This window comes from Pseudomonas sp. P5_A2_2 (assembly GCF_054177685.1).
Genome location: NZ_JBGCUL010000063.1, coordinates 1 through 12,438, shown reverse-complemented (window position 1 = coordinate 12,438; position 12,438 = coordinate 1). Strand labels below are relative to the sequence as shown.

The window sequence follows — 12,438 nt, the reverse complement described above, 5'->3', positions numbered from 1 at the left end:
TCCGGGCCGATGCTCTACGACGTGGCGATTGCCTTGAACGACTGGTGCTCGGACGACGATGGCGTGATCGATGGACCGCGAGCGCGGGCCTTGCTGGGCGCTTATGCAGCCCTGCGACCGTTCACCGCTGCCGAAGCCGAGTTGTGGCCGACCATGCTGCGGGTGGCTTGCGTACGGTTCTGGTTGTCACGCTTGATCGCCGCGGAGTCGTTCGCCGGGCAGGATGTGTTGATTCACGATCCGATGGAGTTCCAACTGCGCCTGGCGCAGCGGCAGACGGTCAATACGCCATTGCCTTTCGCCCTTTAAAGGCTTTGACCTGTGGGAGCGAGCTTGCTCGCGAAGGCGGCATTACATTCAACATCAAGTTGACTGACCCGCCACTATCGTCGGAACGCCGCCCGGAGCAAGCACGCTCCCACAGGGTCCGGTGTCGGTTACAACGACTCCAGACACCCCGCCAGATCATTCCCCAACTTCTCCAGCACCTGCTCATAGCCCTGGGCAGTCGCCGGCGTGTACCCGCCCAGCGCATCCAGCTCAGCCAGTTTCACTGGCAAACCCGTCACCAAAGTTTCCGCCAGACGCGGGCGCAACGGCGGTTCGCTGAACACGCAGGTCTTGCCGACTTCCTGCAAACGCGCGCGCATCGCCGCGACATGCTGGGCACCGGGTTGCACTTCGGCCCCGACGCTGAACACTCCCACGTGCTTGAGGCCGTAAGCGTCTTCGAAGTAGTCGAAGGCTTCGTGGAACACGAAGTAGGGTCTGCCCTGAACATCGGCCAGGCGTTTCTTCAGGCGCGCATCCAGTGCATCGAGGCGCTCGTCGAAGGCCTTCAGGTTGCTCTGATAGCGCGCGGCATTGTCAGGATCGGCGGCACTCAGGTCGGCCGCCATTTTCGTGGCGATGACCCGGGCGTTGACCGGCGACAGCCACAGGTGCGCATCCAGGCTGCCCGGGCGGTGATCGTGGTCGTGTTCGTCGGCTTCTTCGGCGTGGGAGTGGCTATCTTCGGCGAAGCGGCGCAGTTTCATGCCCGGCAACTCCTGCACGGCGACGCTGGGCAGCGTACGACCATTGAGCACGCGAGGCAGGAAACCTTCCATGTCCGGGCCGATCCAGTACAGCAGGTCCACCGATTGCACCTTGCGTACGTCAGAAGGGCGCAACGCATAGTTATGCGGCGATGCTCCAGGTGGCAGCAAAACCTCGGGAATCGCCACACCGTCCTGCACCGCCGCGGCGATCAATTGCAGAGGCTTGATGCTGGTAAGGACCTTGACCTCGGCCTGCGCCGAACCGATCAGCAGAAAACTTGCGACAAATGCGACAAAGATAGAAAAAAGTCGGGACACGATGACCACTCGAAGAGGCGAGAACGGGTAACATAATAACGTCTCTCACAAAACTCGTCGCCGCTCATGCTAAAAACACCGATTGCCAGCCGCCCCCACGACCACTCACATTGCGTTCACAGCGCTTTGTCCGAGGCCGATGCCCTGTGCGCACGTCAAGGCCTGCGCCTGACCGCATTGCGCCGGCGGGTGCTGGAACTGGTGTGGCAAAGCCACAAGCCCCTGGGTGCCTACGACATTCTCGCGGTCCTCAGCGAGCAGGACGGTCGCCGCGCCGCGCCACCGACGGTGTACCGCGCGCTGGATTTCCTGCTGGAAAACGGCTTGGTCCATCGGATCTCCTCGCTCAACGCCTTCATCGGCTGCAATCACCCGGAACATGCTCACCAGGGTCAGTTCCTGATCTGCCGTGGGTGCCACGCCGCCATCGAGCTCGAACAAAAATCCATCAGCGACGCGATCATCGCCAGCGCCAAGGATGTCGGGTTTATCGTCGAAGGCCAGACCGTCGAAGTGGTCGGTCTCTGCTCGGGTTGCCAGGGGGCTTGATGAGCAACGCGCTGATCCGTCTTGAGCAGGTTGCCGTCACGTTCGCCGGGCAACCGGTGCTGGACAACATCGAGCTGAGCGTCGAACCGGGGCAGATCGTTACCCTGATCGGCCCCAACGGCGCCGGCAAAACCACACTCGTGCGTGCCGTGCTCGGCCTGTTGAAACCGGACAGCGGCAGCGTCTGGCGCAAGCCGAAACTGCGGGTTGGTTACATGCCGCAAAAACTTCACGTCGATCCGACCCTCCCGCTGTCGGTCCTGCGTTTCTTGCGCCTGGTGCCGGGCGTGGACCGTGCGATGGCCTTGGCGGCACTCAAGGAAGTCGGTGCCGAGCAAGTAATCGACAGCCCGGTGCAAAGCGTTTCCGGTGGCGAAATGCAGCGCGTGTTGCTGGCCCGGGCCTTGTTGCGCGAGCCRCAACTGCTGGTGCTCGACGAACCGGTGCAGGGTGTCGATGTGGCCGGCCAGGCTGAGTTGTACAGCCTGATCACCCGCTTGCGCGACCGTCACGGTTGCGGCGTGCTGATGGTCTCCCACGATTTGCATCTGGTGATGAGCACCACGGACCAGGTGGTTTGCCTCAATCGTCACGTCTGCTGTTCCGGCCATCCCGAGCAGGTCAGCGGCGATCCGGCTTTCGTCGAGCTGTTCGGAAAAAACGCACAAAGCCTGGCGATTTATCACCACCATCACGACCACGCCCACGACTTGCATGGCTCGGTGGTCAAGGCGCCCGCGTCGGGCCAACCCCATATTCACGGAGATAGCTGCAAGCATGGCTGATTTTCTGCTCTACGCCCTGCTTGCAGGCCTGGCCCTGGCCGTCGTTGCAGGCCCGCTGGGGTCTTTCGTGGTTTGGCGGCGCATGGCCTATTTTGGCGACACCCTGTCCCACGCGGCATTGCTCGGTGTGGCCCTGGGCTTCCTGCTGGATGTCAGCCCGACCGTTGCCGTCACCGTTGGCTGCTTGCTGTTGGCAGTGTTGCTGGTGACCTTGCAACAACGCCAGCCGCTGGCGTCCGACACACTTTTGGGAATTCTCGCACCCAGCACACTTTCTCTGGGTCTGGTGGTACTAAGCTTCATGCACGAAGTGCGAATCGACCTGATGGCCTATTTGTTCGGCGACCTGCTGGCGATCAGTCCGACCGACCTGGCCTGGATTCTTGGCGGTAGTGCTGCAGTACTGCTCTTGCTGGTTGCATTGTGGCGCCCATTGCTGGCAATCACGGTGCATGAAGAACTGGCCAGGGTCGAAGGTCTGCCGGTGGCTGGATTGCGCCTGGCCCTGATGCTGTTGATCGCCGTAGTGATTGCCGTGGCGATGAAAATCGTCGGCGTATTGCTGATCACTTCGTTGCTGATCATCCCGGCTGCTGCGGCACAACGTCACGCCCGTTCGCCGGAGCAGATGGCACTGGGCGCGAGCCTGCTGGGCATACTCGCCGTGTGTGGCGGGCTGGCGCTGTCCTGGTTCAAGGATACCCCGGCCGGCCCGTCGATTGTGGTGACGGCCGCCGCGCTATTTCTGCTGAGTTTTGTTCTGCCCCGTCGAGGGGTGTAGACTTGCTCGTTTTTTGCGCAAATAGAGAGTCGCAGGAATGAAGTCGTTCGCCTCCCGTTATCTGCTCCTTGTCGCATTTTCTTTGCTGCTGGGCGCCTGCCAAAGCACGCCACCGGCGGCCACCGAGGCCGCCGACGCGCGGGCCACGGCCATCGTACAGCTGGAACAAAACATCGCCAGCGATGAACTGGCCACCGCCGAAGACCAATTGGCAGCCTTGCAGGCCGAATCGCCCAACGATGCTTCCCTTGAGCAATACCAGCGGCAACTGGCCGAAGCCTACCTGCGCCGCAGCCAGATCGTGCTGCAAAAGGGTGACGTGGATGCTGCCGCTACCGCCCTTAGTCGTGCCCGCGCATTGATGCCCAAGGCTCCGGCACTGACCGGTGGAGTCAACGGCTCGATTGCCCAGGCGCGCAAGGCCGAGCTGGAAAAAGCCGAGGCTGCCCTCAAGGCTGCCGAAGCCAAGCCAAAAGCCAAGGTTGTCGATCTAATGGCTGAAAGCACCACGGTCGAGCTGAATATCAACGATATGGGCAAACTGCGTCGCCAACTCGATGCCATCGCTGCCGATGTGGTGAACTTTCAGTGTGACGTGAGCATTCAGGCACCGCGCACCAATGATTACCCTTGGCTGGCTAATTTGCTGACCAAACGGGTGAACAAGCTCGATCCTGAGTTTGATCTGAAGCTTGAGCGGCAGATTTTGCGCAGTGTTCCGGCGCAGATGGTTCTGACCCCTCGCAAATCTTAAAAGCATCGCGAGCAAGCTCGCTCCCACAGGGTTTCGGGTTGCCCACACATTTTGTGACCAACACTTCTCTACTGTGGGAGCGAGCTTGCTCGCGATGGCGGTCGCTCTAGCTCCGCAGATCTTCAGGCCAGAATCGCCTTGGCCTTCGCCTCCCTGTCCCAAACCCGATGCTGCCCAGCAGGTCGAAATTGCCTTCGGCCTTGGGCGAGCCTCTTCAGCCGTTACTTTTTTCAGACCTTTGATCGCGTTATTGCCAAATGACAGGACTAATGCGAAATAAATGCTAAGAACCTCTATACGGACAGGCTAAAATGCGCGCCCGGCTAACCGCTGATCCTTTTCTAACGCGCCCCACAAGGTTCGCTACGTGATCGAGTTTCAAAACGTCCATAAAACCTACCGCGTCGCCGGTAAGGAAATCCCCGCTCTGCATCCGACCAGTCTGACGATTGAGAACGGGCAGGTTTTCGGCTTGATCGGTCATTCCGGAGCAGGAAAAAGTACCCTGCTGCGTCTGATCAATCGCCTGGAAAACGCCAGCGGCGGCAAGATCACCGTCGGCGGTGAAGAAGTCACCGCGCTCGACGCCAATGGCCTGCGCCGCTTCCGTCAGCAGGTCGGGATGATTTTCCAGCACTTCAACCTGCTGGCCTCCAAGACTGTCGCCGACAACGTCGCGCTGCCACTGACCCTGGCCGGCGAACTGTCGCGTAGCGAGATCGACTCGCGCGTGGCCGAGTTGCTGGCGCGGGTCGGTTTGTCCGACCACGCGAAAAAGTACCCGGCGCAATTGTCCGGCGGACAAAAGCAGCGTGTCGGCATTGCCCGCGCCCTGGCGACCAAGCCAAAAATCCTGCTGTGCGATGAAGCCACCAGCGCCCTTGACCCGCAAACCACCGCATCGGTGTTGCAATTGCTGGCCGAGATCAATCGCGAGCTGAAACTGACCATCGTGTTGATCACCCACGAGATGGACGTGATCCGCCGGGTCTGCGACCAGGTGGCAGTCATGGACGCTGGCGTGATCGTCGAGCAAGGCTCGGTGGCCGAGGTGTTCCTGCATCCGAAGCACCCGACCACCAAGCGTTTCGTGCAGGAAGACGAGCAGATCGACGAAAGCGAACAGCGTGATGACTTCGCTCACGTGCCGGGTCGCATCGTGCGTCTGACCTTCCAGGGCGAAGCGACCTACGCGCCATTGTTGGGCACCGTCGCCCGGGAAACCGGTGTGGACTACAGCATCCTGGCCGGTCGTATCGACCGCATCAAAGAAGTCCCATACGGGCAACTGACCCTGGCCGTGACCGGCGGTGACATGGAAGCGGCCTTCGCCTGCTTCACCGCGGCCGACGTTCACATGGAGGTGCTGCGCTAATGGAAGCCCTGACAAGTTTCTTTGCCAATATCGACTGGTTCGAAATCTGGCTGGCCACCTGCGACACCCTGCTGATGCTCGGCGGTTCGCTGTTGTTCACCGTGCTGCTCGGCTTGCCGTTGGGTGTGCTGCTGTTCCTGTGCAGCCCGCGCCAGTTGCTGGAAGCCAAGGGCATCTACGCGATGTTGTCCCTGGTGGTGAACGTTCTGCGTTCGCTGCCGTTCATCATCCTGTTGATCGTGATGATTCCGTTCACAGTGTTGATCACCGGCACGTCCCTCGGTGTCGCGGGTGCAATCCCGCCGCTGGTGGTGGGTGCCACGCCGTTCTTCGCCCGCCTGGTGGAAACCGCCTTGCGTGAAGTGGATCGCGGCATCATCGAAGCGACCCAGGCCATGGGCGCGACCACGCGGCAGATCATCACCAACGCGTTGTTGCCTGAGGCTCGTCCGGGCATCTTCGCGGCGATTACGGTGACGGCCATTACGCTGGTGTCCTACACGGCGATGGCCGGTGTCGTGGGCGCCGGTGGTCTGGGCGACCTGGCGATCCGCTTCGGTTACCAGCGTTTCCAGACCGATGTGATGGTCGTGACGGTGGTATTGCTGCTGGTATTGGTCCAGGTACTGCAAACCGTCGGCGACAAACTGGTTGTGCATTTCTCCCGTAAATAAGACATGAGCCGGCCATTCGCTGGCAGGCGCCGGAAACCGGCGCCGCACAAGGAGTTAGCTGAATGAAAAAACTACTCGTGGCCTTCGCGGCCGTTGCCGCGTTCTCTGCCCACGCTGAAACCCTGACTGTCGCAGCCACTCCGGTTCCGCACGCCGAGATCCTCGAATTCGTGAAGCCAGCCCTGGCCAAAGAAGGCGTGGACCTGAAGGTCAAGGTATTCACCGACTACATCCAGCCGAACGTGCAGGTCGCGGAAAAGCGCCTGGACGCCAACTTCTTCCAGCACCAGCCATACCTGGATGAGTTCAACAAGGCCAAGGGCACCCACCTGGTTTCCGTGGCCGGCGTGCACCTGGAGCCCCTGGGCGCTTACTCCAGCAAGTACAAGACCATTGCCGAACTGCCTGGCGGTGCCACCGTGGTCATCCCGAACGACGCCACCAACGGCGGCCGGGCACTGTTGCTGATGGCCAAGGCCGGTCTGATCAAGTTGAAAGATTCGAACAACATCCTGTCGACCGTGAAGGACATCACCGAGAACACCAAGGACCTGAAAATCCGTGAGCTGGAAGCCGCGACCATCCCGCGTGTGCTGACCCAGGTCGACCTGGCGCTGATCAACACCAACTACGCGCTGGAAGCCAAGCTCGATCCGTCCAAGGACGCGCTGTTCATCGAAGGCAGCGACTCGCCGTACGTGAACATCCTCGTGGCTCGTCCGGATGACAAGGACAGCGAAGCGATGAAGAAACTGGTGGCTGCCCTGCACAGCCCGGAAGTGAAGGCCTTCATTCTCGAGAAGTACAAAGGCGCGGTGGTGCCGGCGTTCTGACCGACTGCTGCAACGAAAAGGGGGCGCATCGAATGCGCCCCTTTTTTGTGCCCGAAACACAGCCCTCCTGTGGGAGCGAGCTTGCTCGCGATGGGGCCGTAACATCCAACATAGATGTTGAATGTCAGTCCGCCATCGCGAGCAAGCTCGCTCCCACAGGTTTAGTGGTGCCGTTATTGACGCTTGAGCATCACCGGCAACTGCGCCACCAGCTTCGCATTGTTCAGCGGCGCCCGTATAAACCCGCGTTGGGTGCCGTCCGGCCCGATCACCGCGAGGTTGCCGCTGTGGTCGACGGTGTAGTTCGGCTTGCTGGTGTCCGCCGGAATGTATGGAATGCTCACCGCGTTGGCGATCTTTTGCAGCTCTTCGGTCGACGCCGGGGTCAKGCCGATGAACTGCGGGTCAAAGTAACCCAGGTACTGCTTGAGCTGCTTGGGCGTATCGCGATTGGGGTCGATGCTGACCAGCACGATTTGCAGTTTATCCACCGCTTCTTGCGACAACTCGCTCTTGATCTGTCGCAGCTGGGCGAGGGTGGTCGGGCAGATGTCCGGGCAGAAGGTGTAGCCGAAGAACAGCAGGCTCCACTTGCCTTTCAATTCATTGATCGCGACCGGCTGGCCGTCCTGATTGGTCATCGTCACGTCCGGCAGATTACGGCTCTGCGGCAGCAAAATGATTCCGGCGTCGATCAGCGCTGTCGGATCGCCCTGATTCTTCCCGGACAGCACCTTGTTGACGGTCAGGCCCAGGATCAGTGCGACCAGGGCAACGAGAATGAAGACGGTTTTCTGGGTTCGAGTCATAGGTTCAACAGTAAGTAGTGGTCTACGAGCAGGGCGATAAACAGCAGGAACAAGTAGTAAATAGAGTACTTGAACGTGTTGATCGCCGCGTGCGGCCGAGTGCCACGGTACAGCACCACGGCCCATTGCAGAAATCGCGCACCCAGCCCGAGCGCACACGCCAGGTACAGCACACCGCTCATGTGGATCACGTAAGGCATCAGGCTGACAGCKAGCAACGCGAAGGTATACAGCAGGATATGAATCTTGGTGTAGTGCTCGCCATGGGTGACCGGCAGCATCGGTATGTCGGCCTTGGCGTATTCCTCCTTGCGATGGATCGCCAGCGCCCAGAAGTGCGGCGGGGTCCAGGCGAAGATGATCAGCACCAGCAGCAGCGGTTCGGCGCTGACGTGACCGGTGGCGGCAGTCCAGCCGAGCAACGGCGGCGCAGCACCGGCCAGACCACCGATGACAATGTTCTGCGGGGTCGCGCGCTTGAGAAATCCGGTGTAGATCACCGCGTAGCCGAGCAACGAGGCGAGGGTCAGCCACGCGGTCAGCGGGTTGGTAAACGTCAGCAACATGGCTTGCCCGAGGGCTGCCAATACCAGCGCGAACGTCAGCGCAGCTGTCGGTGACACCCGGCCTTCGGCGAGCGGCCGTTTGTGGGTGCGCGCCATGACCGCGTCGATGCGCCGGTCCACCACATGATTGACCGCCGCCGCGCCACCGGCACACAAAGCGATGCCCAGGTTGCCGAAAATCAGCACCGTCCACGGCACGCCGGCACGGGTCGCGAGGAACATCCCCACCAGTGAAGTGATGAGCATCAGCACCACGACTTTGGGTTTGGTCAGCTCCAGGTAGTCACGCCAGATCGCCTGACTGGGACGTTCGCCGATCAGAATCGCCATGGCATCTCTCCTTTTATTGTTATGGGCCCGGCTGAGTGTTTACGCGGGCTGAAGTGCCAGCGCGCTTGCTTGACCCGGACCAGACTGGTGCGGGCGTGGTAATTGACCAGCACCATGGTCAGCAACAGCGCCGCCCCTCCCGCGTTATGCGCGACGGCCACCGGCAGCGGCAGATGGAACAGCACGTTGCTGATACCCAGGGTGATTTGTGCGCCAAGGACGATCAGCACCAGGCCTGCCAGGCGCGTCATGCCAACCGCCTTCAGTTGCCAGGCCAGACCGAGCAATACCAGGGTGACCAGCAACGCACCGATGCGATGGGTCAGGTGAATGGCCGTACGGGCATCGCTGTCCAGTTGCCCGCCGAGATAGTTCGGACCGATGTGTTGGGTCAGGTGAAAGCCATTGGCGAAGTCGGCAGGCGGCAGCCATTGGCCGTGGCAAGTAGGAAAGTCGATACAGGCCACGGCGGCGTAATTGGAACTGACCCAGCCACCGAGGGCGATTTGCCCGATCACCAGCAGCAGTCCGGCCGTCGCCCAGTGCTGCAAGCGTCGCGGCACGGTCAACGCCGGCAGTACGCCGGACAGGCGCAAGGTCAGCAGAAACAACAGGCTCAAGGTCGCGAAACCGCCAAGCAAATGCCCGGTAACCACCTGCGGCCAGAGCCTGAGCGTTACTGTCCACATGCCGAACGCGGCTTGGCCAAGAACCACCGCCAACAGAAACAACGGCAGCTTCACCGGTTGCCCCGGATGGCGGCGATGCCCCCACGCACGACCGGCCAACACCGCGATCAACAGCCCCAGCGTGCCCGCGAAGTAGCGGTGGATCATCTCGTTCCAACCCTTGTGGGCCTCGACTGGAGTGTCCGGGAAATGCAATTCGGCATGGGCCAGCTGGGCTTCGCTTTTCGGCACGCTGATGAAGCCGTAGCAGCCGGGCCAGTCCGGGCAGCCGAGGCCGGCGTGGGTCAGGCGGGTGTAGGCGCCGAGCAACACCACAATCAGTGCCAGCAAGGTGGCAAACAACGCGAGGCGAAATCCAGGTTTGGCCATGACGATGCCCTTATCCGATATTCGACAGTTTCAGCAGGTGACGCAGGTCGTTGAGCAGGTCCTTACCCTTCACCGACGGGTCATAGCGCAGCACCAGGTTGCCGTGAGGGTCGATGATCCACAGGTGCGGCGCGTCATTGCTTTGAGCGCCTTTAGTGTAGGCAGGCAAGTCCAGTGAATAGCGTTGCAACTGCGGGTACTCGCGTTGAAGTTTAGTCTCGTAATCGCTGTTCAGCGTCTGCGCGGCAGCCAATGCATGGCTGGCGCGGGACGCATCGCGGCCGAGGCCGATCTGGATCTGCCGCGCCAGATACACCAGTTGCTGGCAGTCCACCGCACAATCCTTGGGCGCCGTTACCAGTATCTGCCAGCGATCCTCCTGAGCCTGCACGCCGATGTCGGCACGGGTCTGGCCGTTACCGATCAGTTCGCCGTGATAACTGCGGCCCTCGGGCACCCAGAAATTCAGCTTGTACATGCCGGTGGCGAGGATCATCGGACCGATCACCCCGAACAGGATCAGCAGCAGTTGCAAGCGGCCCTTGCGCCGGTTCACCGACGGTTTCGCCTCAGATATGCTGGGTGGATTCATGGCCGCTCCCATGGTGCTTCTCCTTTGCGTTGTGCCAGCCGAGATAGAGATAAAGGCCGAACAGGGCGATCGTCATGGCGAACCACTGCACGGCATAAGCAATGTGTTTTTCCGGCCCCATGACCACCACCGGCCAATCGGCCTGATAAGTGGCGGGGCCGGTTTCGGCGCGTAGCTCAAAGGCAAAGCCTTCGCGGTTCAGCGCAGTCCAGAGCCTGGTTGGCTCAACGGCCGTAATCAGCTTCGGCCATGTCAACGTTGTGGGATCTGCGTGCAATTGGAACGTCGCACCGGGGGAGACGTAGACCCACGCGTCGAGGCTGACCGCTTCGGTGGGTGTCTTGAATTGAGGTGGTGTGCGGCGCTCCGGCCACGGCAGCCAGCCGCGATTGACCAGCAGCCAAAGCCCGGTGGCCTGATCGTGAAACGGTTGCAACAGCTCGACACCAACCCTGCCGTTGCGTTGACTGTTGTCCAGCAGCAGGCTGTGTTCGGCATCGAACTGGCCATGCAGGCGAACCCGGCGGAAGGCCGGGTCAGTGATGTATTGCAGTTCGGTGCTGGCCATCGGCTCGGCGACACGGCGCTCGGCGTAGGTTTGCAGCAGCGCGCTTTTCTCCGCGCCCCGGCTCAATTGCCAGAACCCCAAAGACACCAGCAGCGGCAGCAACAACGCCACCACCAGCGTTGGCACGACACCTGGCCGAAAGCGCTTCATGGCGTCGCCAGAAAGTTGATCATCGCGATAGCTATACTCATATCATCGCTTCTCCCCCCGGAGTCTCACCATGCTCAAAGCAGCCATCGTCCTGATGCTGATTGCCACGGTTGTCAGCCTGTTCAGCGGCCTGTTTTTTCTGGTCAAGGACGACAGCCGCTCAAGCCGCCTCGTCATTGCCTTAAGTGTGCGAGTGACGCTGGCCGCCCTTACCCTCGGTCTGATCGCCTGGGGCTTTTTCAGCGGCCAACTGGTCTCTCACGTGCCTTGGTAAAAGGCTTAGAGCACATAGACGAAAACGAACAGCCCGATCCACACCACATCCACGAAGTGCCAGTACCAGCTCGCCGCTTCGAAGCCGAACTGATGCTCGCTGTCGAAGTGCCCGCGCATGATCCGCATCAGCATCACGAACAGGATGATGGTGCCGATGGTCACGTGGGCGCCGTGGAACCCGGTGAGCATGAAGAATGTCGCGCCGTAGATGCCCGAGCCCAGGGTCAGTCCCAGTTCGTGATAGGCGTGCATGTACTCTTCGGCCTGGAAGGTGAGGAACCCGCAGCCGAGCAATACGGTGAGCAACAGCCAGAGTTTCAGTGCGCCGCGATGGCCCTTTTTCAAGGAGTGGTGGGCGATGGTCACGGTTACGCTGGAACTCACCAGTAACACGGTGTTGAGCAGCGGCAGGCCCCAGGGGCTGATGACTTCCTTGGGCGGCGGAAACAATTTCGAGTCGGGGTTGTTCAGCAACGGCCAGACGAATTCGAAGTTCGGCCACAGCATGTGCGCGATGCCTTTGGCGCCTTCACCGCCGAGGGCCGGGCCGGAGACATGACGCACATAGAACAGCGCGCCGAAAAAGGCGATGAAGAACATCACCTCCGAGAAAATGAACCAACTCATGCCCCAGCGGAACGAACGATCCATTTGCGCGCTGTACAAACCACCGCGACTTTCCTTGATGACCGTACCGAACCAGCCGAACAGCATGTAGGCCAGCAGCAACCCGCCGACGAAAAAGATCAGTGGCCCGTGGGACTCCGGGCGCGCCGCTTTCAGATCATTGAACCAGGTGGCCAGGCCGTACACGGTAGTGACCATGCCGAGCGTGGCGATGATCGGCCATTTGCTCTGGGCGGGAACGTAATAATGTTCATGAGTTGCCATTTATTGTTCTCCTTATCGGGCACGCTCAGCCGCCAGTGTTTACTGCTACTGGTGGATGTCGGGCGGTGATATCGAACAGCGTGTAAGAC

At 60.8% G+C, this 12,438-nt stretch carries 15 protein-coding genes and 2 pseudogenes; 9 read left to right on the top strand and 8 right to left on the bottom strand.

All coding sequences use genetic code 11. The features are described from left to right. Nucleotides 1-309 (top strand): annotated as a pseudogene (locus ACXRVY_RS07905) (homoserine kinase); the annotation flags it as partial. 128 nt (nucleotides 310-437) lie between these two features. Here ACXRVY_RS07905 and znuA read toward each other — a convergent pair. Next, on the bottom strand, nucleotides 438-1,358 hold the full coding sequence (znuA, locus tag ACXRVY_RS07900; RefSeq protein ID WP_223459211.1) for a zinc ABC transporter substrate-binding protein ZnuA: 921 nt from the start codon (nucleotides 1,356-1,358) through the stop codon (nucleotides 438-440). A gap of 66 nt (nucleotides 1,359-1,424) precedes the next feature. On the opposite strand from znuA, the gene zur reads away from it, so the two are divergent. The 7 genes from zur to ACXRVY_RS07865 all read left to right on the top strand — a co-directional run bounded on the left by zur (nucleotide 1,425) and on the right by ACXRVY_RS07865 (nucleotide 7,109). Next, nucleotides 1,425-1,907 (top strand): zinc uptake transcriptional repressor Zur, encoded by a 483-nt coding sequence (gene zur, locus ACXRVY_RS07895; protein WP_223459209.1) that lies wholly within the window; start codon nucleotides 1,425-1,427, stop codon nucleotides 1,905-1,907. Further along, nucleotides 1,907-2,692, top strand: a complete 786-nt coding sequence (znuC, locus tag ACXRVY_RS07890; RefSeq protein ID WP_223459207.1) for a zinc ABC transporter ATP-binding protein ZnuC — start codon at nucleotides 1,907-1,909, stop codon at nucleotides 2,690-2,692. The genes zur and znuC overlap by 1 nt, the downstream gene beginning before the upstream one ends. Beyond that, nucleotides 2,685-3,473 carry a zinc ABC transporter permease subunit ZnuB gene (gene znuB, locus ACXRVY_RS07885; RefSeq protein WP_223459205.1) on the top strand — a complete coding sequence of 263 codons (789 nt, stop codon included), beginning with the start codon at nucleotides 2,685-2,687 and terminating at the stop codon, nucleotides 3,471-3,473. The genes znuC and znuB overlap by 8 nt, the downstream gene beginning before the upstream one ends. Nucleotides 3,474-3,510: 37 nt before the next feature. Then, nucleotides 3,511-4,227 (top strand): PA5502 family lipoprotein, encoded by a 717-nt coding sequence (locus ACXRVY_RS07880; protein WP_223459203.1) that lies wholly within the window; start codon nucleotides 3,511-3,513, stop codon nucleotides 4,225-4,227. 367 nt (nucleotides 4,228-4,594) lie between these two features. Continuing rightward, nucleotides 4,595-5,602 carry a methionine ABC transporter ATP-binding protein gene (locus tag ACXRVY_RS07875; protein ID WP_457266014.1) on the top strand — a complete coding sequence of 336 codons (1,008 nt, stop codon included), beginning with the start codon at nucleotides 4,595-4,597 and terminating at the stop codon, nucleotides 5,600-5,602. Continuing rightward, nucleotides 5,602-6,276, top strand: a complete 675-nt coding sequence (locus ACXRVY_RS07870; RefSeq protein ID WP_223459201.1) for a methionine ABC transporter permease — start codon at nucleotides 5,602-5,604, stop codon at nucleotides 6,274-6,276. Before ACXRVY_RS07875 ends, ACXRVY_RS07870 begins: the two co-directional genes overlap by 1 nt. A gap of 62 nt (nucleotides 6,277-6,338) precedes the next feature. Further along, a complete protein-coding gene (locus ACXRVY_RS07865) occupies nucleotides 6,339-7,109 on the top strand; it encodes a MetQ/NlpA family ABC transporter substrate-binding protein (RefSeq protein ID WP_223459199.1) in 771 nt (256 codons plus the stop codon). A 173-nt stretch (nucleotides 7,110-7,282) separates the two neighbouring features. Here the strand turns inward: ACXRVY_RS07865 and ACXRVY_RS07860 are convergent, their stop codons facing one another. Genes ACXRVY_RS07860 through ACXRVY_RS07840 form a run of 5 tightly spaced genes read right to left on the bottom strand, consistent with a single transcriptional unit; the run spans nucleotide 7,283 to nucleotide 11,182 of the window. After that, nucleotides 7,283-7,918 (bottom strand): SCO family protein, encoded by a 636-nt coding sequence (locus ACXRVY_RS07860; protein WP_458237215.1) that lies wholly within the window; start codon nucleotides 7,916-7,918, stop codon nucleotides 7,283-7,285. Beyond that, on the bottom strand, nucleotides 7,915-8,814 hold the full coding sequence (gene cyoE / locus ACXRVY_RS07855; RefSeq protein ID WP_223459195.1) for a heme o synthase: 900 nt from the start codon (nucleotides 8,812-8,814) through the stop codon (nucleotides 7,915-7,917). Before cyoE ends, ACXRVY_RS07860 begins: the two co-directional genes overlap by 4 nt. Beyond that, nucleotides 8,802-9,872, bottom strand: coding sequence for a COX15/CtaA family protein (locus ACXRVY_RS07850; protein ID WP_223459193.1), 1,071 nt, complete (start codon nucleotides 9,870-9,872; stop codon nucleotides 8,802-8,804). The genes cyoE and ACXRVY_RS07850 overlap by 13 nt, the downstream gene beginning before the upstream one ends. A gap of 10 nt (nucleotides 9,873-9,882) precedes the next feature. Beyond that, the gene (locus ACXRVY_RS07845; protein WP_223459191.1) at nucleotides 9,883-10,476 is read right to left on the bottom strand and encodes a hypothetical protein; all 594 of its coding nucleotides are present in this window, start codon (nucleotides 10,474-10,476) and stop codon (nucleotides 9,883-9,885) included. Further along, complete coding sequence (locus tag ACXRVY_RS07840) at nucleotides 10,442-11,182, bottom strand: SURF1 family protein (protein ID WP_223459189.1); 741 nt, start codon at nucleotides 11,180-11,182, stop codon at nucleotides 10,442-10,444. Before ACXRVY_RS07840 ends, ACXRVY_RS07845 begins: the two co-directional genes overlap by 35 nt. 70 nt (nucleotides 11,183-11,252) lie before the next feature. On the opposite strand from ACXRVY_RS07840, the gene ACXRVY_RS07835 reads away from it, so the two are divergent. Continuing rightward, complete coding sequence (locus ACXRVY_RS07835; protein WP_223459187.1) at nucleotides 11,253-11,456, top strand: twin transmembrane helix small protein; 204 nt, start codon at nucleotides 11,253-11,255, stop codon at nucleotides 11,454-11,456. 5 nt (nucleotides 11,457-11,461) lie between these two features. Here ACXRVY_RS07835 and ACXRVY_RS07830 read toward each other — a convergent pair whose 3' ends face one another. Then, on the bottom strand, nucleotides 11,462-12,349 hold the full coding sequence (locus ACXRVY_RS07830; RefSeq protein ID WP_223459184.1) for a cytochrome c oxidase subunit 3: 888 nt from the start codon (nucleotides 12,347-12,349) through the stop codon (nucleotides 11,462-11,464). Nucleotides 12,350-12,374: 25 nt separating this feature from the next. Further along, nucleotides 12,375-12,438: pseudogene (locus tag ACXRVY_RS07825) on the bottom strand (cytochrome c oxidase assembly protein); the annotation flags it as partial.